The 24,596-nt window shown below is 68.8% G+C and carries 19 protein-coding genes; 8 read left to right on the top strand and 11 right to left on the bottom strand.

Annotated features, from left to right (window positions below; translation table 11 throughout):
• Window positions 1-25: 25 nt before the first annotated feature.
• Entirely contained in the window at window positions 26-205 is a 180-nt protein-coding gene (locus AB0D57_RS04280; RefSeq protein ID WP_362066813.1) for a hypothetical protein, read from the top strand.
• A 91-nt stretch (window positions 206-296) separates the two neighbouring features.
• On the opposite strand, the gene dnaE is transcribed toward AB0D57_RS04280, so the two are convergent.
• Window positions 297-3,839 (bottom strand): DNA polymerase III subunit alpha, encoded by a 3,543-nt coding sequence (gene dnaE / locus AB0D57_RS04285; RefSeq protein ID WP_362066815.1) that lies wholly within the window; start codon window positions 3,837-3,839, stop codon window positions 297-299.
• Window positions 3,840-4,073: 234 nt separating this feature from the next.
• Between dnaE and AB0D57_RS04290 the strand changes: the two genes are divergently transcribed.
• From AB0D57_RS04290 to AB0D57_RS04305, 4 genes are all read left to right on the top strand, one after another.
• On the top strand, window positions 4,074-5,417 hold the full coding sequence (locus tag AB0D57_RS04290) for a DUF2252 domain-containing protein (protein WP_362066817.1): 1,344 nt from the start codon (window positions 4,074-4,076) through the stop codon (window positions 5,415-5,417).
• A gap of 67 nt (window positions 5,418-5,484) precedes the next feature.
• Window positions 5,485-6,177, top strand: a complete 693-nt coding sequence (locus AB0D57_RS04295) for a hypothetical protein (protein ID WP_362066819.1) — start codon at window positions 5,485-5,487, stop codon at window positions 6,175-6,177.
• 90 nt (window positions 6,178-6,267) lie between these two features.
• Entirely contained in the window at window positions 6,268-7,080 is an 813-nt protein-coding gene (locus tag AB0D57_RS04300) for a DsbA family protein (RefSeq protein ID WP_362066821.1), read from the top strand.
• A 117-nt stretch (window positions 7,081-7,197) separates the two neighbouring features.
• Window positions 7,198-8,865 carry an alkaline phosphatase D family protein gene (locus AB0D57_RS04305; protein ID WP_362066823.1) on the top strand — a complete coding sequence of 556 codons (1,668 nt, stop codon included), beginning with the start codon at window positions 7,198-7,200 and terminating at the stop codon, window positions 8,863-8,865.
• A 14-nt stretch (window positions 8,866-8,879) separates the two neighbouring features.
• Here the strand turns inward: AB0D57_RS04305 and AB0D57_RS04310 are convergent, their stop codons facing one another.
• Window positions 8,880-9,449: a dienelactone hydrolase family protein gene (locus tag AB0D57_RS04310; RefSeq protein WP_362066825.1), complete on the bottom strand. Its 570-nt coding sequence runs from the start codon at window positions 9,447-9,449 to the stop codon at window positions 8,880-8,882.
• An 83-nt stretch (window positions 9,450-9,532) separates the two neighbouring features.
• Between AB0D57_RS04310 and AB0D57_RS04315 the strand changes: the two genes are divergently transcribed.
• Window positions 9,533-10,681 (top strand): mechanosensitive ion channel domain-containing protein, encoded by a 1,149-nt coding sequence (locus AB0D57_RS04315; RefSeq protein WP_362067063.1) that lies wholly within the window; start codon window positions 9,533-9,535, stop codon window positions 10,679-10,681.
• Window positions 10,682-10,908: 227 nt separating this feature from the next.
• A complete protein-coding gene (locus tag AB0D57_RS04320) occupies window positions 10,909-12,087 on the top strand; it encodes an acyltransferase (RefSeq protein ID WP_362066827.1) in 1,179 nt (392 codons plus the stop codon).
• Window positions 12,088-12,452: 365 nt separating this feature from the next.
• Here AB0D57_RS04320 and AB0D57_RS04325 read toward each other — a convergent pair whose 3' ends face one another.
• From AB0D57_RS04325 to AB0D57_RS04345, 5 genes are all read right to left on the bottom strand, one after another.
• Window positions 12,453-14,039, bottom strand: coding sequence for a Na+/H+ antiporter (locus tag AB0D57_RS04325; RefSeq protein ID WP_362066829.1), 1,587 nt, complete (start codon window positions 14,037-14,039; stop codon window positions 12,453-12,455).
• A gap of 107 nt (window positions 14,040-14,146) precedes the next feature.
• Complete coding sequence (locus tag AB0D57_RS04330; RefSeq protein WP_362066831.1) at window positions 14,147-14,614, bottom strand: GNAT family N-acetyltransferase; 468 nt, start codon at window positions 14,612-14,614, stop codon at window positions 14,147-14,149.
• A complete protein-coding gene (locus AB0D57_RS04335) occupies window positions 14,611-15,555 on the bottom strand; it encodes an RluA family pseudouridine synthase (RefSeq protein WP_362066833.1) in 945 nt (314 codons plus the stop codon). Before AB0D57_RS04335 ends, AB0D57_RS04330 begins: the two co-directional genes overlap by 4 nt.
• An 84-nt stretch (window positions 15,556-15,639) precedes the next feature.
• A complete protein-coding gene (gene lspA, locus AB0D57_RS04340) occupies window positions 15,640-16,299 on the bottom strand; it encodes a signal peptidase II (protein ID WP_362066835.1) in 660 nt (219 codons plus the stop codon).
• Window positions 16,300-16,394: 95 nt separating this feature from the next.
• Entirely contained in the window at window positions 16,395-17,474 is a 1,080-nt protein-coding gene (locus AB0D57_RS04345; RefSeq protein WP_362066837.1) for a TraR/DksA C4-type zinc finger protein, read from the bottom strand.
• 605 nt (window positions 17,475-18,079) lie between these two features.
• On the opposite strand from AB0D57_RS04345, the gene ileS reads away from it, so the two are divergent.
• Window positions 18,080-21,223, top strand: coding sequence for an isoleucine--tRNA ligase (ileS, locus tag AB0D57_RS04350; RefSeq protein ID WP_362066839.1), 3,144 nt, complete (start codon window positions 18,080-18,082; stop codon window positions 21,221-21,223).
• A gap of 231 nt (window positions 21,224-21,454) precedes the next feature.
• On the opposite strand, the gene AB0D57_RS04355 is transcribed toward ileS, so the two are convergent.
• The 4 genes from AB0D57_RS04355 to AB0D57_RS04370 form a co-directional block, all read right to left on the bottom strand.
• On the bottom strand, window positions 21,455-22,714 hold the full coding sequence (locus AB0D57_RS04355; protein WP_362066841.1) for a DivIVA domain-containing protein: 1,260 nt from the start codon (window positions 22,712-22,714) through the stop codon (window positions 21,455-21,457).
• Window positions 22,715-22,760: 46 nt separating this feature from the next.
• The gene (locus tag AB0D57_RS04360) at window positions 22,761-23,051 is read right to left on the bottom strand and encodes a YggT family protein (protein WP_362066843.1); all 291 of its coding nucleotides are present in this window, start codon (window positions 23,049-23,051) and stop codon (window positions 22,761-22,763) included.
• Window positions 23,052-23,103: 52 nt separating this feature from the next.
• The gene (gene sepF, locus AB0D57_RS04365; RefSeq protein WP_362066845.1) at window positions 23,104-23,745 is read right to left on the bottom strand and encodes a cell division protein SepF; all 642 of its coding nucleotides are present in this window, start codon (window positions 23,743-23,745) and stop codon (window positions 23,104-23,106) included.
• Window positions 23,746-23,874: 129 nt separating this feature from the next.
• The gene (locus tag AB0D57_RS04370) at window positions 23,875-24,594 is read right to left on the bottom strand and encodes a YggS family pyridoxal phosphate-dependent enzyme (RefSeq protein ID WP_362066847.1); all 720 of its coding nucleotides are present in this window, start codon (window positions 24,592-24,594) and stop codon (window positions 23,875-23,877) included.
• Between the last annotated feature and the right edge of the window lie 2 nt (window positions 24,595-24,596).

Consider the following 24,596-nt stretch of genomic DNA (forward strand, 5'->3'; position numbering starts at 1 on the left):
TAGAGCCCCACAGGAGGCAATCACCATGGCCAAGAACAAGAACCGCAAGCAGGGCGGCCAGCAGGACCGCTCCTCGCAGGCCGAGCGTGCGCAGGAGCAGGCGCAGCGGTCCTCGACAGAGGCGCAGCAGTCGCCGATGCCGCAGACCCATGGCAGCCCCGCGGATGTTGCCCGTAAGCAACAGAAGCGCTTCGGCCACAACTGAGGCCCCGTGTAAGGGCTGTTGAAGCCCAGACACACACAGAGGGGCGCATCCGATTACGGATGCGCCCCTCTCGTACATCAATTCACGTCTCTCAGCCCGCCAGGCAGGCCGGCCCCAGTAGCACCTTCAGGTCACCGAAGAGCGCCGGATCCGGCTTCACCCGGTGTCGGTCGAGCCGCAGCACCGTGGTCTTGAGCGGGCCCTGGAGCTTGATGCGCACCTCGCTGTCGCCCCTGTGGTGGCTGAGGATCTCGCCGAGGCGGCTGACCATCGGGGGGGTGACCTTCACCGCGGGGATGGTGAGGATCACCGGCGCGTTGGTGCCGGCGTTCGACAGGTCCGGGACCTGAAGTTCCATCGCGACGAGGCGCGGCACGTCCTCGCGCTTGTCGAGGCGTCCCTTGACGAAGACGACCGCGTCCTCGACGAGTTGGGTCGACACCAGTTGGTACGTCGCCGGGAAGAACATGCACTCGATGGAGCCCGCGAGGTCCTCGACGGTGGCGATCGCCCAGGCGTTGCCCTGCTTCGTCATCTTGCGCTGCAGGCCGGAGATGATGCCGCCGATGGTCACCACCGCGCCGTCCGCGTGCTCACCTCCGGTGAGCTGGGCAATGCCCGCGTCGGCCTTGTCGGACAGAACGTGCTCCAGCCCGAAGAGCGGGTGGTCGGAGACGTACAGACCGAGCATCTCCCGCTCCTGGGCGAGCAGATAGGCCTTGTCCCACTCGTCGGTCGTGAACTCCACGTCGAGTCCGAAGCCGGGCTCGCTGGTCTCCTCCTCTCCCATGCCGCCGAAGAGGTCGAACTGCCCCTCGGCCTCCTTGCGCTTGACCGCCACCACGTTGTCGATCATCGGCTCGAAGTGCGCGGTGAGGCCCTTGCGGGTGTGCCCCATGGTGTCGAAGGCGCCGGCCTTGATGAGCGATTCCGTGGTGCGCTTGTTGCAGGCGGCGGCCTCGACCTTGTCCAGGTAGTCGGGGAAGGAGGCGTACTTTCCCTTGGCCTTGCGGGACCGGATGATCGAATCGACCACGCTCGTACCGACGTTGCGCACGGCCTCCAGGCCGAAGAGGATCACGTCGTCGCCCTGGGCGGCGAAGTTGTGCACCGACTCGTTGACGTTCGGCGGCAGCACCTTGATGCGCATGCGGCGGCACTCGTTGAGGTAGACCGCCGACTTGTCCTTGTCGTCCTTCACCGAGGTCAGCAGCGCGGCCATGTACTCGGCCGGGTAGTTCGCCTTGAGGTATGCGGTCCAGTAGGTGACCAGGCCGTACGCGGAGGAGTGCGCCTTGTTGAACGCGTAGCCGGCGAACGGGACCAGGACGTCCCACAGGGCCTGGATCGCCGCGTCCGAGAAGCCGTTCTTCTTGGCGCCCGCCTGGAAGATGGTGAAGTTCTTCGCCAGCTCCTCGGGCTTCTTCTTGCCCATCACGCGGCGCAGGATGTCGGCCTCGCCGAGCGAGTAACCGGCGACGATCTGGGCGGCCTTCTGCACCTGCTCCTGGTACACGATGAGGCCGTAGGTCAGGCCGAGCGTCTCCTTCAGGGGCTCTTCGAGCTCCGGGTGGATCGGCGTGATCTCCTGCCGGCCGTTCTTGCGCTCGGCGTAGTTCGTGTGCGAGTTCATGCCCATCGGACCCGGCCGATACAGGGCCGAAACGGCGGAAATGTCCTCGAAGTTGTCGGGCTGCATCTGGCGCAGCAGCGAGCGCATCGGGCCGCCGTCGAACTGGAACACACCGAGCGTGTCACCGCGGCAGAGCAGTTCGTACGTCTTGGGGTCGTCGAGCGGGACCTCGAGCATCTCCAGCTTGACGCCCTTGTTGGCCTCCACCATCTTCACGGCGTCGTCCATGATGGTGAGGTTGCGCAGGCCCAGGAAGTCCATCTTGATCAGGCCGAGCGACTCGCACTGCGGGTAGTCCCACTGTGTGATGGTGACGCCGTCGGTGTGCCGCACCCAGATCGGGGCGTGGTCGACGATCGGCTCGCTGGACATGATCACGCCGGCCGCGTGCACACCCATCTGCCGGACCAGGCCCTCCACACCCTTGGCGGTGTCGATGACCTTCTTGACGTCCGGCTCGTTCTCGTACATCCCGCGGATCTCGCCCGCCTCGCCGTAGCGGGGGTGCGAGGGGTCGGTGATGCCGTTCAGGTCGATGCCCTTGCCGAGGACGTCGGCGGGCATGGCCTTGGTGAGGCGGTCGCCCATCGCGTACGGGTAGCCCAGCACGCGCGCGGAGTCCTTGATCGCGTTCTTGGCCTTGATCTTTCCGTACGTGCCGATCATGGCGACCTTGTCCTCGCCGTACTTCTCGGTCACATACCTGATCACTTCGACGCGCCTGCGCTCGTCGAAGTCGATGTCGACATCGGGCATGGAGACGCGCTCGGGGTTGAGGAACCGCTCGAAGATCAGCCCGTGCTCGATCGGGTCGAGGTCGGTGATGCCCATGGCGTAAGAGACGATCGAGCCGGCCGCGGAGCCACGGCCCGGGCCCACCGCGATGCCGTTGTTCTTGGCCCACATGATGAAGTCGGCGACGACGAGGAAGTACCCCGGGAACCCCATCTGGATGATGATGTCCATCTCGTACTCGGCCTGCTTCTGCCGGTCCTCGGGGACGCCGCCCGGGTAGCGGCGCATCATGCCGCGCCGCACTTCCTCCTTGAACCAGGTGGTGTTGGTGTAGCCCTCCTCCGGGATGTCGAACTTCGGCATGAGGTCGCGCTTCTCGAACATCCCGGTGGTGTCGATCTGCTCCGCGACCAGGAGGGTGTTGCGGCAGCCCTCCTGCCAGGCGTCCGACGAGTCCACGGCGTACATCTCGTCCGTGGACTTCAGGTAGTAACCGGTGCCGTCGAAGCGGAAGCGGTCGGGGTCCGAGAGGTTCTTGCCGGTCTGGATGCAGAGCAGAGCGTCGTGCGCGGTCGCCTCGTGTGCGTACGTGTAGTGCGAGTCGTTCGTCACCAGGGGCGGGATGCCGAGCTTCTTGCCGATCTCCAGGAGCCCGTCGCGGACCCGGCGCTCGATCTCGATGCCGTGGTCCATCAGCTCCAGGAAGTACCGGTCCTTGCCGAAGATGTCCTGGTACTCGGCGGCCGCCTTCAGCGCCTCGTCGTACTGGCCCAGGCGCAGCCGGGTCTGCAGCTCACCGGAGGGGCAGCCGGTGGAGGCGATGAGGCCCTCGGACCACTGGGAGATGGTCTCCTTGTCCATGCGGGGCCACTTCTGCAGCCAGCCCTCGGCGTACGCGTCCGAGGAGAGCTTGAAGAGGTTGTGCAGGCCCGTCTTGTTGGCCGCCCAGATCGTTTTGTGCGTGTAACCGCCCGAACCGGACACGTCGTCGCGCTTCTGGTGCGGCTGACCCCACTGGATCTTGCGCTTGTTGCGCCGGGACTCCGGAGCGACGTACGCCTCGATGCCGATGATCGGCGTGACGCCCGCCTTCTGAGCCGTGTGGAAGAAGTCGTACGCCCCGTGGAGGTTGCCGTGGTCGCTCATGGCGATGTGTGTCATGCCCATCTCATTGCAGGCATTGAACATGTCCTTGAGCCGCGCGGCACCGTCCAGCAGCGAGTACTGGGTATGGACGTGCAGGTGCGTGAACGGCGGCTTTGACACGGCTTCGGCCTCCAAGGAGAACAATCGTCGACAGGCTGCGGACAGTCTGGGGGGACAGCGTCGAAGTCTATGCCGGGCCACTGACACTCGGCGGAGGATCACCCGTACCTTCATCCGGGTACCCGGGCACTCCCGCGTACCTTCGTCCGTTGGAGTTGGACGGAAGCGTCCGCCCCGGCGGACGGCACCCCTTCCCACATGTCACGCACCACCTGCACCAGGAGGCACCCAGCGATGTCGGTCCCGCAGCTCAGCGCCGAGCAACGCGGCGAGCAGATCCTCGCCGTCTTCGACACCGCCTTCGGCGAGCTCCTGGCCGCCGACCCGGCCGCGTTCCGCGTGAAGTTCCGCAAGATGGCGGCCTCCGCCTTCGCGTTCTACCGGGGCACGGCGGGCCTCTTCTACCACGACCTCACCGCGGACATCGGCTTCGGCTCGAAGCGGGGCGGACCGTACCTGGACGAGCGGACCTCCCGGGTCTGGATCCACGGCGACCTGCACGCCGAGAACTTCGGCACGTACATGGACTCCCAGGGCCGCCTGATCTTCAACGTGAACGACTTCGACGAGGCGTACGTCGGTCCCTTCACCTGGGACCTCAAGCGGTTCGCCGCCTCCGTGGCGCTCATCGGGTACGCGAAGGCGCTCAGCGACGAGCAGATCACCGAGCTGGTCACGGTGTACGCGGCCGCCTACCGCGAGCGGGTCCACGCCCTCGCCACCGGCGCCAAGAGCGACGAGGTGCCGCCCTTCACCCTGGACACGGCCGAGGGCCCGCTCCTGGACGCCCTGCGCGACGCCCGCTCGCTGACCCGCTTCGGACTGCTCGACTCGATGACCGAGATCCGCGACTTCGAGCGCCGCTTCGCGCCCGGCGGCGGCTCCATCGAGCTCGACGCCGCCACCCGCTACAAGGTCCTCGCGGCCTTCGACGGCTACCTGGAGACGCTCCCGGAGTCCTCGCTCGCCCGCCCCGACTCGTACCGCGTGAAGGACGTCGTGGGCCGCCGCGGCATCGGCATCGGCTCGGCCGGCCTGCCCTCGTACAACATCCTCCTGGAGGGCCACAGCGACGCCCTGGAGAACGATGTCGTGATCTACATCAAGCAGGCCCAGACCCCGGCCGTCTCCCGGCACATCACGGACGCCTCGATCCGCGAGTACTTCCAGCACGAGGGCCACCGCACGGTGATCTCCCAGCGCGCCCTCCAGGCACACGCCGACCCGTGGCTGGGCTGGACCGAGCTGGACGGCGCGGGCCAGCTCGTCGCCGAGGTCTCGCCGTACGCGGTGGACCTGGACTGGGGTGACATCGACGACACGGAGGAGATCGCGTCGGTCGTCGCCGACCTGGGCCGGGCCACGGCCACCATGCACGCGGCCGCCGACGACGAGAGCGGTCACTCGGAGCTGGTCCCGTTCTCCACGGAGCGAGCCATCGACGCGGCGATCGCGGCCGACGAGGACGGCTTCGCGGAGCTCCTGGTGGAATTCGCGCACAGCTACGGCGCACGCGCGCGTGCCGACCACCAGATCTTCGTCGACCTGTTCCGCAACGGCCGGATTCCGGGTCTGTAACCGTCCGCCCACTCATAGGAACCCTTTAGGGGTCCCCTACAGGAGTCCGTGACACACTCTCCCCGCTATGGACATATCCGGGACCCAGCTCAGAGCCGTACGCGCGGCGCTGTTCACGGCACTCGTCGTGACACTCAGCACCGCGTCGCACGTGCTGCTGTCCCGGGTCCCGCTGCCGTTGAACACGGTGGCCGCGGTCGCCGCCGCCGTGTTCGTCACTGCGTACGCCCTGGCAGGCCGCGAACGCGGCTTCGGCCGGATCGCCGCCCTCCTCATCCCGCTGGAACTGGCCGCCGACACGGTGTTCACCACGGGTCAGCACGTCTGTTACGGCGCGGCGGGCGGCCCGGTCGCCGGCCCCCTGCGCTCCGTCGGCTTCGACGTGCTGTGCGGTGGCGGCGCCGACTTCGGCACCCCGCTGGCCCGGGTGAGCGGCACCGGCCCCGACCGGATCTCGGCGCTGCTCGCCCACGCCGACCCGGCCACCGCCTGGCTGCTGCTCGGCGCGCACATCGGCGTCGGCCTCCTCGCCGCCGCCTGGCTGCGCCGCGGCGAGCAGGCGCTGGCCCAGGTACTGCGGGCGGTGACGGCGACCACGTTCCGCCCGCTGCTCCTCGCGGTCGCCGCGGTGACGGTGAGCCCGGCTCCGGCGGTAAGCCCGCCGCAGCGCTCCAGCCGCCGTACGAGCACCGCCCGCGACCGGATCCTCGTGCACTCCCTGGGACGGCGTGGACCGCCGCGCTCGGCCGCTTTCGCGTGACCATCCACCGCGAACAGCCACTGAGCATCAGCAGTCCCCCGTACGCATTCCGCGCACACCGTGTGCGCGTCCCCTCTGGAGATCACCACCATGAGCAAGCGGAACAGCCAGGCCTCGAAGAACGCCGCCCGTGAGCGGCTGCGCCAGGAGCGCGAGCGGCAGGCCAAGCGCGACAAGGTCAAGCGCCAGGTCATCGTGGCCTGTTCGATCGTCGGCGTCCTCGCGATAGCCGGCGGCATCAGCTACGCGGTCGTGCAGGGCAACGAGCCCGGCTACTGGGAGGCCGCGAAGGACGACAAGCTCGTCAAGCCGGCCAACACCACCGGCGAGAACGGCACCACCGTCGTCGTCGGCGAGAGCAGCGCCAAGAAGACCCTGGTCATGTACGAGGACCCGCGCTGCCCGATCTGCGCCCAGTTCGAGCAGACCGTCGGCACGACCGTCGACAAGGGCCTCGAGGACGGCAAGTACAAGGTCCAGTACGTCGGTGCCACGTTCCTCGACAACAGCCTGACCGGCGAGGGCTCCAAGAACGCGCTCAGCGCCCTGGGTGCCGCGCTGAACGTCAGCCCCGAGGCGTTCCTCGAGTACAAGACCGCGCTGTACTCGACGAAGTGGCACCCGGAGGAGTCGGACGACAAGTTCAAGGACGACTCCTACCTGATCGAGGTGGCCGACACGGTCGACGCCCTGAAGGACAACAAGAAGTTCCAGAACGCCGTGAACAACGGCACCTACGACAAGTGGGCCCTGGAGATGTCCTCGACGTTCGACGACAGCGGTGTGCAGGGCACTCCGACGCTGAAGATGGACGGCAAGAAGCTCACCGGTGCCGACGGCGAGAACGCGCCGATGACGGTGGCCGACTTCAACACCGCGATCGAGGCCGCGCTCAAGGCCTAAAACTGAGACCGGCCGGTCTGAACCCTCCGGGGCCTCAGCCGACCTCCAGTCGAAGAGCGGGCGAACTTTTGCGAGTTCGCCCGCTCTTGGTCGTACCGGTCAGTAACCTGATCGCTCGTGACCAGTCGAAACAGATCAACAGACAGCGCCAACGGGCGCACGCCGCGCCGCCGTTCGGTCGTCAAGGCCGCGGCCGCCACCGCCGGCGTCACCGTCTTCGCAGCCCCGCTCGCGGCCACCCTGCCGGCCCGCGCCGCCGAGGCCCCCATCTTCCTGCACGGTGTCGCCTCCGGCGACCCGCTGCCCGACGGCATCCTGCTGTGGACCCGGGTGACTCCCACCACCGCGGCGATACCGGGCTCCGGGCTCGGCCCGGACACCGAGGTCAGCTGGACCGTCGCCAAGGACAAGGCGTTCACCAACGTCGTCGCCAAAGGCTCCCTCACCGCGACCGCCGCCTCCGATCACACCGTCAAGGCGGACATCCGCGGCCTTCAGCCCGCCGCCGACTACTGGTTCCGCTTCTCCGCCGGGGGCACCGACTCCCCCGCCGCCCGCACCCGCACCGCGCCCGCCGCCGACGCCGCCGTCCCTGGCCTGCGCTTCGGCGTGGTCTCCTGCGCCAACTGGGAAGCCGGGTACTTCTCCTCGTACCGCCATCTCGCGGCCCGCGGCGACCTGGACGCCTGGCTGCACCTCGGCGACTACATCTACGAGTACGGAACCGGCGAGTACGGGACGCGCGACACCGTCGTACGACCGCACGCGCCCACCCACGAGATCCTGACGCTCGCCGACTACCGCACCCGGCACGGGCGTTACAAGACCGACCCCGACCTCCAGGCACTGCACGCGGCGGCTCCGGTCGTCGCGATCTGGGACGACCACGAGTTCGCCAACGACACCTGGTCGGGCGGTGCCGAGAACCACACCGAGGGATCCGAGGGCGCCTGGGCCGCGCGTCAGGCCGCCGCCAAGCAGGCGTACTTCGAGTGGATGCCGGTCCGTCCGGCGATCGCCGGCACCACCTACCGCCGTCTGCGCTTCGGCAGGCTCGCCGATCTGTCCCTGCTCGATCTGCGCTCCTTCCGCTCCCAGCAGACCGCCGTCGGCAACGGCGAGGTCGACAACCCGGACCGTACGCTCACCGGTCGTGCCCAGCTCGACTGGCTGAAGGCAGGGTTGAAGGCGTCCGACACCAGCTGGCGCCTGGTGGGCAACTCGGTGATGATCTCGCCGTTCGCGGTGGGCTCGCTCTCCGCGGACCTGCTGAAGCCGCTCGCCGAGCTGTTGGGCCTGCCGCAGGAGGGCCTCGCCCTCAACACCGACCAGTGGGACGGCTACACGGACGACCGCCGCGAACTCCTCGCGCACCTGCGCTCCAACGCCATCCGCAACACGGTCTTCCTGACCGGCGACATCCACATGGCGTGGGCCAACGACGTGCCGGTGGACGCCGGTACGTACCCGCTGTCCCCCTCCGCCGCCACCGAGTTCGTCGTCACCTCGGTCACCTCCGACAACCTCGACGACATCGTCAAGGTCCCCGAAGGAACCCTCACCGCGATCGCCGGGCCGATCATCCGCGCCGCCAACCGGCACGTCCACTGGGTCGACACCGACCGCCACGGCTACGGCGTCCTGGACATCACCGCCGATCGCGCGCAGATGGACTACTACGTCCTCTCCGACCGCAAGAACGCCAACGCGACCTCGTCATGGTGGCGTTCGTACCGCACGCGCAGCGGCACGCAGCAGGTGGAGCGGACCTACGACCCGGTGTAACCCGGTATGAGTCCCTACAGGTTGTCGAGGAAGCCGAGCGCCACCTTCCAGGTGGCCTCGGTCGCCTCGGCGTCGTGGTCGGGCAGGTCGGGGTCGGTGTAGAGATGTCCGGCCCCGGCGTACCGATAGATCTCCACATCCGCTCCCGCTCTCTGCATCTGCAGATACCAGGCACTCAGCCAGTCGTCCGTCTCGAACGCGTCGGGCTCCGCGACATGCAGCTGGACCGGCAGCTCGTCCACCGACGCGCTCTCGGCGATGTCCGACGTGCCGTGCAGCAGGAGCAGCCCGCGGGCCTTCTCGTCACCGAGCGCCAGGGTCTGCGCGATGGAGGCGCCGAGCGAGAATCCCGCGTACACCAAGCCGCGTTCGGAATAGGGCGCGGCAGCCAGGACCGCGCGCTTGAGCAACTCGTCCTTGCCGATCGCGTCGTTGAACGCCATGCCCTCCTCCACGGTCTCGAAGGTGCGCCCCTCGAAGAGGTCGGGCGTCCACACCTCGTGCCCCGCGGCACGCAGCCGGTCCGCCGCGGCACGCACCGCCGGCCGCAGCCCGTAGGTCGAGTGAAAGAGCATGATGTTCATGAACCCCATCGTGCCAGCCGACACTGACATCGCATGTTCAGGGCGCCCCCGGGCCGGTTACGGTCAAGGACATGGACATCGGCATGGAGAACGTACTGCGTCCGCTGATCGTCGTCGGTGGATCGGTCGTGCTCGCACTGCTCATCGGGTGGGCCGTCGACCACCTGCTGCGACACGCCGACGCCCGGCGCGAGACACCACTGTGGGGCCTGCTCCGCCGCGGCCGCGTCCCCTTCCGGTTCATGCTGTTCGCGGGCCTGCTGCGAGGCTCGTACGACCAGGCGAAGCTGCTGGTGGAACACCGGGTCGGCATCGGCCGGGCCCTGACCCTGATCCTCATCGCGTCCGCCGCGTGGCTGGTGGTGCGCATCGCGACGGCGATCGTCGAGACCTCGTACACCCGCTACGCGGCCTCCCACCGCGACCCGGCGCGGGTCCGCCGGGTGCGCACGCAGGTGACACTGATCCAACGCGTACTGTCGGCGATCGTCGCCGTGGTGGCGATCGCCTCGATGCTGCTCACGTTCCCGGCGATGCGAGCGGCCGGCGCCTCGCTGCTCGCCTCGGCCGGTGTCCTCGGCATCGTCGCCGGTGTCGCCGCCCAGTCCACGCTGGCGAACCTCTTCGCCGGGCTGCAGATCGCCTTCGGTGACATGGTCCGCCTCGGTGACACGGTCGTGGTGGACGGCGAGTGGGGCACGGTCGAGGAGATCACGCTGACGTTCCTGACGGTGCGGACGTGGGACGAGCGCCGGATCACGATGCCGGTCTCGTACTTCACCTCGAAACCCTTCGAGAACTGGTCGCGCGGCAGCGCCATGATGACCGGCATCGTCTTCTTCCACGTCGACCACAGTGCGCCGGTGGAGGCGATGCGCGAGAAGCTGCGGGACATCCTGCGCGACTGCCCGGCCTGGGACGGCCGCGAACACAACCTGGCCGTCACCGACTCGACGCCCAACACCATGCAGGTACGCGCCCTGGTCACGGCGAAGGACGCGGACGACATCTGGACGGTACGGGTCACGGTGCGCGAGCGGATGATCCGCTGGCTGACCGAGGAACACCCCTACGCGCTCCCCCGCGTCAACACCGCGGACGCGGTGCTGCCGCCGGGCCGGGCCGACGGGCGGGTTCCCCGGCCCGGCCGCGGCGAGTCGGACGGTGCGGCGGCCCGCCCGGACCACGGCCGCGCCGCCGAGCCACCGCACACGGGCCCCGGACGGATCTGAGCCGAAGCCGCAGTCAAGTGAAGTCTTGGCGAACGCTGTCATGCGTCTCGGCGATGGTTCGGGCAACTGCGCATCGTAGACGTGAGGTTTGTTCCTGTCCTTTACCTGTGGGGTAATTGTGCCTGCCGTAGCGTGAGCCGTTCTGTTGCCGCCCCGGGGGGCGGAGTTCTCTCGCGGGGATGGGATAGGTTCCGATGCAGGGCACGGACGGCATATCGTCGATACCGATGCGGGTCGTGAGCGGGTTGCGCAAGCCGCTCCCCCCACTCACCGCGGCCGAGCAGCCACCGCGGCCCGCCGGGACGGCTGCGAGGCAGGCCACCGTCCGCGGGCGGGAGGGCCGTCGGCTGTACGCCATCGACGGCATCCGTCTGCTCGCCGCCCTGATGGTGGCCGTACACCACTACGCCGGCACCTACCGGGTCAACCAGCCGAACAACGCGATCTGGGACCGGCCGACGTCCGACATCATGCCCTCGGTGTTCCGGTTCGCCGCCTACGGCTGGATCGGCGTCGAGATCTTCTTCGTGATCAGCGGCTTCGTGATCTGCATGTCGTGCTGGGGCCGTACCCCGCGGCAGTTCTTCGTCTCGCGGGTGATCCGGCTCTACCCGGCGTACTGGTTCGCCATCGTCTTCACCACGGGCGTCCTGGTGGCCGTGCCCGGCGTGTGGGAGCGGCTTCGCCTGCGCGAGGTCCTGTTCAACTTCACGATGCTGCAATCCGGTTCACGCGTGTCGAACGTCGACGGCGTGTACTGGACCCTCTGGTCGGAGCTGCGCTTCTACCTGCTCTTCCTGCTCGTCGTCGCCACGGGGCTGACGTACCGCAAGGTCGTCGTGTTCTGCTGCGCGTGGGGCGCCGCCGCGATGCTCGCACCGGTGTCCGACTTCCCTCTGCTGGTGCTGGTCGCCAACCCGGACGGCGCCTGGTACTTCATCGCGGGGCTGGCGCTCTACCTCATGCACCGGTTCGGCCAGGACCTGCTGCTGTGGGGCATCCTCGGCATGGCGTGGCTGATGGGCCAGCTGGAGCTGGGGCACCGCATCGACACGGTCGAGCACGTCTCCGGCTGGCGGGGCAGCGTGCTGATCTTCACCGTGTTCCTGCTGGTCATGGTCGCGATCGCGGTCGGCCTGACCGACCGGATCCGCTGGAAGTGGCTCGTGACCGCCGGCGCCCTGACGTACCCGTTCTATCTGCTGCACTACGTGGCCGGTACGACGCTGATCAACCGCCTGCGGGACACCATGGACGCCCGACTGCTGGTCGTGACCGTGATCGCCGGCTTCCTGGTCCTGAGCTGGCTGGTCCACCGCTTCGTGGAGCGGCCCCTGGCGCGGATGCTGAAGAAGGGCCTGGACACGTCCTTCGCCCGCCTGCGCAACGCGGGAAACACGGCCTGACAGGAATGATCCGAGGGGACGGCTTCCCCACCGCCACACGCCCGCAGCCACAGCCCAACGCGGCACGGCTGCAAGACCGCGGCCCCGGCACAAACACCAAGCTCACCACCCACAAACCCCAGCCCGCCCACCCCCACAGTCCCTCTACACCCCGCGGGCCCCCACACCCCGCGGGCCCCCACACCCTGCGGGCCCCACTTCCCAGGGACGCCCACTCCCCGCAGTCTCCGCTGCTCCCCGCAGTCTCCGCTGCTCCCTGCAGTTCCCCCTACTCCCTGCAGCCGCCCACGGCGATTCCCCCCACGGGCAACCCGCACCTGTCATCGGGCCAGAAGCGGGCGGTGCGCGGGCGGGAGAACACCACGTCACTTCAAGCTGCGCACATCCAGGTGCCGCAACACCCGATCCACAATCTCCGGATCCGCCCCCGGTTCACTCCGCGCCGCCAGCACCTCATGCCGAGCCGCACTCATCATCTCCCCCTGAATCCGCCGCATCCGCTTGATCCGCCGAGCCCGCTTCTCATGCGCCTCCCTCCGCTCCTCGTCCCCCATATCCGGACTGATCCGCACCCCGATGTCGAAGGCCCGCCGCAGCAACTGCTCGGACACCTCCTCCGGCAGCTCCTCCACCTCCTCGATCTCCCTGAGCCTCCGCTTCGCGGCCTTCGCGGCCCGAATCGCCAACTCCTTCTCGAACGCCTTCTCGACATCCGTGTCGGCCCGCACCCCGAGCTTCCTCACCAGCCACGGCAATGTGAGCCCCTGCAGCACGAGCGTCGCCATGATCACCCCGAACGCGATGAAGACGATCTCGTCCCGGTCCGGAAACGGCGACCCGTCCTCCGTCTTCAGCGGAATCGCCAGCGCCAAGGCCACGGAGGCCACTCCCCGCATCCCCGACCACCACATCACCACGGTCTCCCGCCAGGAGGCCGGAATCTCCTCGTCGTAGTCCCGCTTGGCGTGCAGCCGTCGGGTCAGCAGGGACGCCGGCAGCAGGTACACCAGCCGTACGAGCACGACGACGGCGACGACCGCGGCGGCCCACCCGAGCATCTCGCCCCACCGCCCCGACGCCGTCCTGATGGCGTGGTGCAGCTCGAGCCCGATCAGCCCGAACGCGACCCCGGTGACGAGCGTGTCCACCACGTCCCAGACGGTCGCCCCGGCCAGCCGGGTCAGGACGTCGTCGGCATCGGTGGCGTACTCCGCCAGGAACAGCGCGGTGGTGAGCACGGCGAGCACCCCCGACCCGTGCAGTTCCTCGGCCAGGACGTACGAGGCGTACGGCACGAGCAGCGTCAGCCCGATCTGCAGCGTGGCGTCGCCGAGCAGGCCCATCAGCTTGTTCGCGGCCCAGCCCAGCGCCAGCCCGACGGCGACCGCGACGACAGCGGACAGCACGAAGTCCAGCCCGGCCTGCCACGGCGAGAAGGTGCCGCTCACCACGGCGGCGATCGCGATGTGATAGAGCACGATGGCCGTCACATCGTTGAACAGCCCCTCGCCCTCGAGGATTGACACCAGCCGACGCGGCAGTCCGAGCTGCCCCGCGACGGCGGTCGCGGCGACCGGGTCGGGCGGCGCCACGAGCGCCCCGAGCGCCACGGCGGCGGCGATCGGCAGCCCCGGCACGATCGCGTTCGCGACGACCGCCACGGCCGCGGTGGTGACGAACACCAGCGCCACGGCCAGCAGGAAGATCGGCCGTTTGTTGGCGGCGAACTGTCTCCACGACGTCCGCCGCACCGAGGCGTACAGCAGCGGCGGCAGCAGCAAGGGCAGGATCAGCTCGGGCGGGATGTCCACGTCGGGCACGAACGCCAGCATGGCCAGCACGATCCCGAGGAGCGTCATCAGCACCGGCGCCGGCAGCCCGAGCCGGTCCCCCACCGGGACACTCACCACAGCCCCGAGCAACAGCATGAACAGCAGGGCCAACTGATCCACGGTCAGCGCTCCGGCGAGGTCTAGGCGATCAAGAAAATGCCAGACCCCCAGCGTGCCACGCGCCTACGACAATGCCCTCGAGGCAAGCCCCTCGCGGCGAACCCCGCTCACAGGGCCTTGCGCATCGCCCGGTGCTCGATACCGGCGTCGAGGAATTCCTCGCCGTACGCCACATACCCGAGCCGCTCGTAGAACCCCAGCGCCTGCGTCTGCGCGTGCAGGTCCACCGCCGCCAGCCCACGCGCGCGTGCCCCGTCCTCGATGGCGCCCACGAGGGCGACACCGACACCGAGCCCGCGCGCCGCCTTCGCCACGGCGAGCCGCCCGAGCGAACCGACGCTCAGGTCACCGCCGGTCTTCGCGGCGGCTTCCGCACCGTCCAGGAGCCGCCCGGTGCCGAGCGGCACCCCGTCCGCGCGGACCGCCAGCACGTGCACGGCCCCTTCGTCGTACGCGTCGTACTCGATGTCCTCGGGTACGCCCTGTTCGCCGACGAAGACCTCCTTGCGCACCGCGAAGCACGCCTCACGGTCGGCCGCGTCCTCGGCCACCCGCACCACGTACGCGGCGCTCACGCGTAGCTCTCCTCACGCACCTTGTCGAGCGCCTGCTGCAGATCCTCGGGGTAGTCGCTCTCGAACTCCACCCACTGCCCGTCCCCGGGGTGCTCGAAGCCGAGTCGCACCGCGTGCAGCCACTGCCGGGTGAGGCCGAGCCGCTTGGCGATCGTCGGGTCCGCGCCGTAGGTCAGATCGCCCACGCAGGGGTGCCGGTGAGCCGCCATGTGGACGCGGATCTGGTGGGTGCGCCCGGTCTCCAGCTTGATATCGAGGAGGGAGGCCGCGCGGAACGCCTCGATCAGGTCGTAGTGCGTGACGGACGGCTTGCCCTCGGCCGTGACCGCCCACTTGTAGTCGTGGTTCGGATGCCGACCGATGGGCGCGTCGATGGTGCCGCTCATCGGGTCGGGGTGTCCCTGGACCAGCGCGTTGTACCGCTTGTCGACCGTACGTTCCTTGAACTGCCGCTTCAGCGAGGTGTACGCCCGCTCAGACTTGGCCACGGCCATCAGCCCGGAGGTGCCGACGTCCAGCCGGTGCACGATGCCCTGGCGCTCGGCGGCACCCGAGGTCGAGATCCGGTACCCGGCCGCAGCGAGCCCGCCGATCACCGTAGGTCCGCTCCAGCCGGGGCTCGGGTGGGCGGCCACACCGACCGGCTTGACGATCACGACGAAGTCGTCGTCGTCATGCACGATCTCCATGCCCTCGACGGGCTCGGCGACTATCTGCACGGGCGCGGGAGCCTGCGGCATCTCCACTTCGAGCCAGGCACCGCCGTGCACCCGCTCGGACTTGCCGACCACCGATCCGTCGACCGTGACCTTCCCCGCCGCGGCAAGCTCGGCGGCCTTCGTGCGGGAGAAGCCGAACATGCGGGAGATGGCGGCGTCGACGCGCTCGCCCTCCAGGCCGTCGGGCACGGGCAGGTTTCGGATCTCGGGAATCGTGCTCACTCGTCGAGTATGCCGGACGCGTCCGACAGCCCCTTACCAGAGCCTCGGTCCCCGAGCCTCAGCCCCGAGCCTCAGCCCCGAGCCTCAGTCCTTGTGGACGGTCCCGTCGGGATCGAGCCCCCGGAAGGACAGCAGCACGATCAGGATGCCGCCGCAGACGATCGCCGAGTCGGCCAGGTTGAAGACCGCGAAGTGCTTGGGCGCGATGAAGTCGACGACAGCGCCCTTGAAGACGCCGGGCGAACGGAAGATCCGGTCGGTCAGATTGCCCAGCGCGCCGCCCAGCAGCAGGCCGAGGGCGATCGCCCAGGGCAGGCTGTAGAGCTTGCGGGCGAGCCGCGCGATCACCACGATCACCGCCGCCGCGATCACCGTGAAGATGATCGTGAACGCCTCGCCGAAGCCGAAGGCCGCGCCCGCGTTGCGGATCGCCTCGAACTTCAGCCAGTCCCCGATGATCTCGATCGAGTCGTGGTGCTCCAGCTTCGCGACCACGATCATCTTGCTGACGAGGTCGAGGGCGTACGCCAGCGCGGCGACCGAGAACAGGACGGCGATCCTGCGCCGCCCCTTCGGCCGCTCCTGCGGGGCCTTCGTCCCGTCCACGCCGGGCTGCTCGGCCGGGGCCGACTCGCCGGGACCGGACCGGTCGCCCGACGCCACGTTCCCGTCGGACTGCTCCGGCTCGGCGCCCGCCGCTCCTGGGGTATCCGGCGTACCGATGATGCGCTCCGCCTCTGCCACGTAAGTGAGTCCCTCGACCTAGGTGCCTGACTGAGGACGAGGGTACGTCACACCCCCCGGCACACATGTGCTCAGGAGCCTTCCCGCGCCCGGTCTCAGCGGCGTTCCTGCTTCTGCTTGCACCCGACACACAGGGTGGCGCGTGGAAAGGCCTGCATCCGCGCCTTGCCGATGGGGTTGCCGCAGTTCTCGCAGAGTCCGTACGTTCCCGCGTCGAGACGCTCAAGCGCGCGCTCGGTCTGCTCGAGCATCTCGCGCGCGTTGGCGGCGAGAGCCATCTCGTGCTCGCGCGTGATGTTCTTCGTGCCGGTGTCCGCCTGGTCGTCGCCCGCACCGTCACCGGAGTCGCGCATCAGGCCCACGATCGCCTGCTCGGACGACGAGATCTCGGTGCCCAGCCGCAGCGCCTCGGACTGCAGCTCCGCGCGCGCCTCCGCGACCTCCTGAGGGGTCCAGGGATCCTCACCGGGGCGCACCGCGAGCTCGCCGGGCTCAACGGCGGCGATCCGCGACTTGGGGACCGCGGTGGGCTTCGTCGCCGCGGTGGCCGTGCCAGGAGTCTTCTTCGCAACCACCGTCGTGGCTCCCGTCGTCTTCGCGGCCTGCGCCGCGCCTTCGGCCGCGGAAGCGACCGTCTTCTTGACCGTGCTCTTCTTGGCCGTACCCGTGCTCCTCTTGGCCGTACTGGTGCCCTTCTTGGTCGCGCTCTTCGCGCCGGTCTTCTTGGTGGTGCCCTTCGCCGCACCGACCGCCGCCCGGCCCGCCTCCTCCGCGGTCGGCTTCACCTCCGCGGTCCTCCTGCCGACGGTCTTCTCGGCTACCACCTTCTCGACCACCACTTTCTCGGCGACCGTTTTCCTGGCCGCTGTCTTCTTGGTGACCGGCTTGGTGACCGGCTTGCCGACCTGCTTCTTGGTGGCCGGCTTCTTGATGACCGTCTTCGTGGCAGCCGCTTTCTTCACCCCGGCCTTCCTGACAGCCGCCTTCCTGGCCACGGCTCCGTTGGCCGTTTCGGTGACGGTTTCGGTGGGCGCCTCGGCCGTCGTTTTCACCGGCCTGGTGCCACGCACCGCCGCTGCCCCCTGTGTGCTCTTCTTCCCGCCCACATCCTTGGCCGCCGGACCCGTGGATCTGCCGGACGCAGGCTGCTGTACGGCGGTCTTCTTCGCCACCATGGCCGCGGCCCCTTCACATATTGTGATTTCGCTCGCGAATCGTGCTGGGACGATAAATCGACTTGTGGCCCACGGCAACGGGGCACACCAACGATTCGCCGCCCCGTGAGACCCGCGCGACAAGCCTGCATGCGTTGTGCCCAGCTCCCCGCCCGGTAATCCGCCAGGCCCGGCGTCCCAGGATCCGGACGCCCGCGCCTCGCCATTCGGGTCACTGCGCGGGGCGCCGGCCGCCCCGGAAAACCGGTCGGCCGCTGTCCGCGCGGCGCCGTACACTGGGCGCAGCGAGAAGCGTGGATGGGGACGAGTAGCGGCGTAAGCGGCCAAGAGCGATCCGGGGACGGTGGAAGCCCGGAGGCGAGCGCGACGCGAAGATCACCCCGGAGCCGCCGGAAGAAAGCCGCAGCCGAGAAGCAGCGGCCGGTAGACCCGGCATCGCGACCTCAATGAGGGGGCTCACTGGTGCACAGAACGCACCGGCGAGCCAAGGAGGGTGGTACCGCGGGAGCGCGCCGCACACGGCGTCCGCAGTGGCTACAAGGTAGCCGCACAGGCTCTCGTCCCTCCGGACGGAAGGCAGAAAGTCCGCCGGAGGAAGCTCGCTGATGACAACGCCGACGTACCGCCAGGTGCCCGCCCAGGTCGACCTGCCCGCGCTCGAGCACGCCGTGCTCGACTTCTGGCGCGAGCAGAAGATCTTCGCCAAGAGCCTTGAGCAGTCCGAGGGCCGCCCCGAGTGGGTGTTCTACGAGGGCCCGCCGACCGCAAACGGCATGCCGGGCGCCCACCACATCGAGGCGCGCGTCTTCAAGGACGTCTTCCCGCGCTTCCGCACCATGCGCGGCTACCACGTGGCCCGCAAGGCCGGCTGGGACTGCCACGGCCTCCCCGTGGAGCTGGCGGTCGAGAAGGAGCTCGGCTTCACCGGCAAGCAGGACATCGAGGCGTACGGCATCGCCGAGTTCAACGCCAGGTGCCGCGAGTCCGTGACCCGCCACACCGACGCCTTCGAGGAGCTCACGACCCGCATGGGTTACTGGGCCGACCTCAATGACCCCTACCGCACCATGGACCCCGAGTACATCGAGTCCGTCTGGTGGTCGCTGAAGGAGATCTTCAACAAGGGTCTGCTGGTCCAGGACCACCGCGTAGCCCCCTGGTGCCCGCGCTGCGGCACGGGTCTGTCGGACCACGAGCTGGCACAGGGCTACGAGACGGTCGTCGACCCGTCCGTGTACGTCCGTTTCCCGCTCACCTCCGGTCCGCTGGCCGGCCAGGCAGCGCTCCTGGTGTGGACGACGACCCCCTGGACGCTGGTCTCCAACACGGCCGTGGCCGCGCACCCCGACGTCACCTATGCCGTCGCGACCAACGGCGAGGAGAAGCTCGTCGTCGCCGAGCCGCTCGTCGAGAAGTCGCTCGGCGAGGGCTGGGAGACCACCGGCGAGACCTTCACCGGCGCCGAGATGGAGCGCTGGACGTATCAACGTCCGTTCGAGCTGGTGGAGTTCCCGGCGGACCCGGCAGCCCACTACGTCGTGAACGCCGAGTACGTGACCACCGAGGACGGCACGGGTCTGGTCCACCAGTCCCCCGCCTTCGGCGAGGACGACCTCAAGGTCTGCCGCGCGTACGGCCTGCCCGTCGTGAACCCGGTTCGCCCGGACGGCACCTTCGAGGAGGACGTCCCGCTCGTAGGCGGCGTCTTCTTCAAGAAGGCGGACGAAAAGCTCACGGAAGACCTCCAGCAGCGCGGCCTGCTCTTCAAGCACATCCCGTACGAGCACAGCTACCCGCACTGCTGGCGCTGCCACACCGCGCTCCTGTACTACGCGCAGCCGTCCTGGTACATCCGCACCACGGCCATCAAGGACCGCCTCCTCCAGGAGAACGAGAAGACCAACTGGTTCCCGGAGTCGGTCAAGCACGGTCGCTTCGGCGACTGGCTGAACAACAACATCGACTGGGCGCTGTCCCGCAGTCGCTACTGGGGCACCCCGCTCCCGCTGTGGCACTGCGAGGAGGGCCACCTCACGTGCGTCGGCTCCCGCGCCGAGCTCTCCGAGCTCACCGGCACCGACCAGTCGAACCTGGACCCGCACCGCCCGTTCATCGACGAGGTCACGTTCCCCTGCCCGCAGTGCGCGCAGACAGCGACCCGCGTCCCGGAGGTCATCGACGCCTGGTACGACTCGGGTTCGATGCCGTTCGCGCAGTGGGGCTACCCGTACAAGAACAAGGAGCTCTTCGAGAGCCGCTACCCGGCGCAGTTCATCAGCGAGGCCATCGACCAGACGCGAGGCTGGTTCTACACCCTCATGGCCGTCGGCACACTCGTCTTCGACAAGTCGTCGTACGAGAACGTCGTCTGCCTCGGCCACATCCTGGCCGAGGACGGCCGCAAGATGTCCAAGCACCTGGGCAACATCCTGCAGCCGATCCCGCTGATGGACCAGCACGGCGCCGACGCGGTGCGCTGGTTCATGGCGGCGGGCGGCTCCCCGTGGGCGGCGCGCCGGGTCGGCCACGGCACGATCCAGGAGGTCGTGCGCAAGACCCTCCTCACCTACTGGAACACGGTCGCCTTCCAGGCCCTGTACGCGCGCACCTCCAACTGGGCCCCGAGCGAGGCCGATCCAGCCCCGGCCGACCGCCCGGTCCTCGACCGCTGGCTGCTCTCCGAACTCCACGCGCTCACCGACCAGGTGACGCAGTCGCTGGAGTCGTACGACACCCAGCGAGCCGGCAAGCTCCTGTCGGCGTTCGTCGACGACCTGTCCAACTGGTACGTGCGTCGCTCGCGTCGCCGCTTCTGGCAGGGCGACAAGGCCGCGCTGCGCACGCTGCACGAGGTCGTCGAGACGGTCACGCGCCTGATGGCCCCGCTGACCCCGTTCATCACCGAGCGGGTCTGGCAGGACCTGGTGGTACCCGTGACGCCCGGAGCCCCCGAATCCGTGCACCTCTCCTCCTGGCCGGAGGCGGACCTGTCCGTCATCGACCCGGAGCTGTCGAATCAGATGGTGCTGGTGCGCCGTCTCGTGGAGCTCGGCCGCGCCACCCGCGCGGAGTCGGGCGTCAAGACGCGCCAGCCGCTGTCCCGCGCGCTGGTCGCGGCGTCCGGCTTCGAGTCCCTCGACCGCGAGCTGCACGCGCAGATCACGGAAGAGCTGAACGTCTCCTCGCTGGCCTCCCTCTCCGAAGTCGGCGGCTCGCTGGTCGACACCACGGCCAAGGCGAACTTCCGCGCGCTCGGCAAGCGCTTCGGCAAGGGCGTCCAAGCGGTCGCCAAGGCCGTCGCCGAGACGGACGCCGCGGCCCTCTCCCTCGCCCTGCGCGCGGGCACGGCCTCCGTCGAGGTCGACGGCGACACCGTCACCCTCGCCCCCGACGAGGTCATCATCACGGAGACCCCGCGCGAGGGCTGGTCGGTGGCGTCCGACTCCGGTGCCACGGTCGCCCTCGACCTGGAGATCACGGAGGAACTGCGTCAGGCGGGCCTCGCCCGTGACGCGATCCGCCTGATCCAGGAGGCCCGCAAGAACAGCGGCCTCGACGTGGCCGACCGCATCGCCCTGCGCTGGACGTCCACGGACCCCGCCGTCATCGCGGCCCTGACCGAGCACTCCCGCCTCATCGCCGACGAGGTCCTCGCCACGGACTTCGCCCAGGGCGAGGCGGACGACACCTACGGCGCCACGTTCACGGACGAGGGTCTGTCCCTGACGTTCCGCCTCCGCAAGGCGTAACCACCCATCCGAAGGCCTGGTGGCACCAAGATCCCTTGGTCCCACCAGGCCTTCACCATTGCCGCATGCCTGGGGGCAGAGCCCCCAGGAACGGATGGGACGGGTAGGGGCGGCGGGGGCGCAACACACCCCCCACCCCACCCGCACAAGACCCCACAAAAGGGCGGAGCCCCCGGAATTCCGGGGGCTCCGCCCTGAACGCTGCCGACGCCTAAGGCGTACTAGAGGCCGTCAGTTGTCGTCCTCGTCGATGAGGAACCCACGCATCGGCGAGGGAGCCTGCTGCATCGGAGACGGCCCCTGGGGCCGCACCGGAGCCATCGGCTGAGTCATGGCCGGCGACATCTGCTGCTGCCCACCGTAGGAGGGCGCGGCCGGTGCCGGACCGCCACCCATGCCCTGACTGCCGCCGTACGACGGCGCGCTCGCGCCGGCCGGAGCCATCGAGGGCGCGGAGGGCGACGGCAGGGAAGCCGTGGCCGGGGTGCGCGGCGGAGCCAGCGAGTCGTCGGCCTGGGTCTCCAGCTGACGCAGCTGCGACTCGAGGTACGACTTCAGCCGCGTACGGTACTCGCGCTCGAAGCCGCGCAGGTCCTCGACCTTGCGCTCCAGCGTGGCGCGCGCGGACTCCAGGGAACCCATCGCGACACGGTGCTTCTCCTGCGCGTCCCGCTCCAGGGCGTCGGCCTTGGCACGGGCGTCGCGCTCCAGACCCTCGGCACGGCTGCGAGCCTCGCCGACGATCTTGTTGGCCTCGGAGCGGGCCTCGGCGATCGCCTGGTCGGCGGTCTGCTGAGCCAGCGAGAGCACACGGGCGGCGCTGTCGCCACCGGGGCCCTGACCGGGCTGCCCCATCTGCGGGCCGTGACCGCCCATCGGGCCACCCATGGGTCCGCCCATGGGGCCGCCCATCGGGCCACCCATCTGCTGCTGCATCTGCGGCTGCATCTGGCCCGGCATCTGCTGCTGCATCTGCTGACCGGGACCCTGACCCATCGGACCCTGACCCATGGGGCCTTGGCCCATCGGACCCTGGCCCATCGGCCCCTGTCCCATGGGGCCCTGGCCCATCGGACCCTGACCCTGCGGGCCGCCCTGGCCCTGACCCTGCCCGCTGGGGCCTGCGGGCAGCTGCGGCGCACCGCTCGGCAGCTGGGGCGGCCCACCCATCGGGCCACCCATCTGCTGCTGCGGCGGGCCCGATATGCCGGCGGGCACGGGGGCACCCGGACCTCGCATGCCCTGCGGCGGACCTTGCTGCTGCTGGTCCTGCGGCTCGGGGGGCTTGCGCATACCCTGCTGCTGGTTCTGCGCAGCCGCGCGCGTGGCCGCCGCCAGTTTGGCGCGCAGGTCCTCGTTCTCGCGGAGCAGTCGCGTCAGTTCGGCTTCGACCTCGTCGAGGAAGGCATCGACCTCGTCCTCGTCATAGCCTTCTCGGAGGCGGACGGTCGTGAACTGCTTGTTCCGCACGTCCTCGGGGGTCAACGGCATCTCTTCACCTCAACGTAGTCGTCGGCATTCGGCAAGACCGTATCGTTCACACCAACACCGACCTCACAATGGTGATCAGGATGTAGACGATGATCATCAATACGAAGAAGGACAGGTCAAGCGCCACGCCCCCGAGACGCAGCGGCGGAATGAACCGCCGCAGAAGCTTGAGCGGTGGATCGGTGACAGTGTAGGTGGCCTCCAGAACGACCACCATCGCCTTGCCGGGTTGCCATGAGCGGGCGAACTGGAAGACGTAGTCCATGACCAACCGGAAAATCAGCACGATGAGGAAACACATCAGCGCGACGTAGAGAACCTGCCCGACCACGCTCATGATCCGTGCTTCCCTCTCCCCTGTTTCCGTACCTTGATTCCGGTCCTGCGTCTCAGCTCTGGTTGAAGAACCCGCCCTCTGCGATGCGGGCCTTGTCCTCCGCCGTGACATCGACGTTAGCAGGCGACAACAGGAACACCTTCTGCGTCACCCGCTCGATGCTGCCGTGGAGACCAAACACCAAACCGGCCGCAAAGTCGACAAGTCGCTTCGCGTCCGTGTCATCCATCTCCGTCAGATTCATGATCACCGGAGTGCCTTCACGGAAGTGTTCCCCGATGGTACGGGCCTCGTTGTAGGTCCGGGGGTGAAGTGTGGTGATCCGGTACGGCTCTCGTTCCGACACAACCTTGGGCATGATCACCGGTGCGTTCTTCTCCAGGCTTGCGCGTTCTTGTGTGATGGATGCCACGGGCGCGATGCGTGCCGGACGTCCGGATTCCGCGGGTAGCGAAGCGGAATGCGACACCGGATCGCGCTGCGCCGGCGGATGTACCATTCGTACCGATTCATCCCGTTGGGACTGATGCGCCTGATGTGACTGGTGCGGCGGCTCATGCCGTCGCCGGTCGCGCTCAGGCTCCGGATCGAGCTCCGGCTCGAACTCGTCGTCGGGGTCGAACCCCCTGCCGTCGTACCCATCGTCCTCCACGAGGCCGAGGTAGACCGCCATCTTGCGCATCGCGCCGGCCATGCTCTGAGTCCTCCGCTCTGTGGTGGATCGGCTGACGACTTGCCAAGTGCCCGCGATCCACGAGGCCGTTATGTCCGCCAGTGGCGGTAATGACCATATTTTCTGCTGTGGTCCGACTTCTTGGCGACGTTACCCGAGCCTGGGTCGGACTCCGAGTACCGCCGTACCGACGCGCACATGTGTCGCTCCGGCCGCCACGGCCTGTTCGAGGTCCGTACTCATCCCTGCAGACACCATGTTCGCAGCCGGATGCGTGCGGCGCATAGCAGTCGACAAATCCATCAGCCGCTCGAACGCCGCCTGTTGGCGCCCCGCGAACGGTCCGGCGAGCGGCGCGACGGTCATCAGCCCGTCGAGCCGGAGCCCGGGGGCCCGTGCGACGAGGTCGGCCAACTCTTCGATTCCGCCGACTCCCACGCCCCCGCGCTCGCCCCGGCCGCTCTCCTCCGCGTCCAGCGCGACCTGGATGAGGCAGCCCACTTCGCGCTCCACCCGTACCGCCTCCTTCGACAGCGCCGAGACGAGGCGGGAGCGGTCGACGGACTGCACCACATCGGCATAACCGACCACAGACCGCACCTTGTTGGTCTGCAACTGACCGACAAAATGCCATGAGAGGGGCAGATCCGAGCAGGCGGCGGCCTTGGGGGCCGCGTCCTGGTCCCGGTTCTCGGCGACATGATGCACACCGAGTTCCGACAGGAGCCGCACGTCACTCGCCGGGTAGGTCTTGGTGACCACGATGAGGGTCACCTCTGCGCGCTTGCGCCCGGCGACTGTGCACGCCGCGGCGATACGCTCTTCCACTTTCGCCAGATTTCCGGCGAGTTGAGCCTTACGGTCCGTCATGC

Origin of the sequence: Streptomyces sp. NPDC048275, assembly GCF_040652275.1 — a bacterium.
Classification (GTDB): Bacteria; Actinomycetota; Actinomycetes; order Streptomycetales; family Streptomycetaceae; genus Streptomyces.

Excerpts from the sequence above, each read along its gene's own strand:
- AB0D57_RS04300 (WP_362066821.1), top strand. The coding sequence starts at position 6,268 with ATGAGCAAGCGGAACAGCCAGGCCTCGAAGAACGCCGCCCGTGAGCGG.
- AB0D57_RS04295 (WP_362066819.1), top strand. The coding sequence starts at position 5,485 with ATGGACATATCCGGGACCCAGCTCAGAGCCGTACGCGCGGCGCTGTTC.
- AB0D57_RS04355 (WP_362066841.1), bottom strand. The coding sequence starts at position 22,714 with ATGCCGTTGACCCCCGAGGACGTGCGGAACAAGCAGTTCACGACCGTC.
- AB0D57_RS04360 (WP_362066843.1), bottom strand. The coding sequence starts at position 23,051 with ATGAGCGTGGTCGGGCAGGTTCTCTACGTCGCGCTGATGTGTTTCCTC.
- AB0D57_RS04345 (WP_362066837.1), bottom strand. The coding sequence starts at position 17,474 with ATGGTGGCGAAGAAGACCGCCGTACAGCAGCCTGCGTCCGGCAGATCC.
- AB0D57_RS04290 (WP_362066817.1), top strand. The coding sequence starts at position 4,074 with ATGTCGGTCCCGCAGCTCAGCGCCGAGCAACGCGGCGAGCAGATCCTC.
- AB0D57_RS04310 (WP_362066825.1), bottom strand. The coding sequence starts at position 9,449 with ATGAACATCATGCTCTTTCACTCGACCTACGGGCTGCGGCCGGCGGTG.
- AB0D57_RS04320 (WP_362066827.1), top strand. The coding sequence starts at position 10,909 with ATGCGGGTCGTGAGCGGGTTGCGCAAGCCGCTCCCCCCACTCACCGCG.
- ileS (WP_362066839.1), top strand. The coding sequence starts at position 18,080 with ATGACAACGCCGACGTACCGCCAGGTGCCCGCCCAGGTCGACCTGCCC.
- sepF (WP_362066845.1), bottom strand. The coding sequence starts at position 23,745 with ATGGCCGGCGCGATGCGCAAGATGGCGGTCTACCTCGGCCTCGTGGAG.
- AB0D57_RS04280 (WP_362066813.1), top strand. The coding sequence starts at position 26 with ATGGCCAAGAACAAGAACCGCAAGCAGGGCGGCCAGCAGGACCGCTCC.
- AB0D57_RS04370 (WP_362066847.1), bottom strand. The coding sequence starts at position 24,594 with ATGACGGACCGTAAGGCTCAACTCGCCGGAAATCTGGCGAAAGTGGAA.
- AB0D57_RS04315 (WP_362067063.1), top strand. The coding sequence starts at position 9,533 with ATGGAGAACGTACTGCGTCCGCTGATCGTCGTCGGTGGATCGGTCGTG.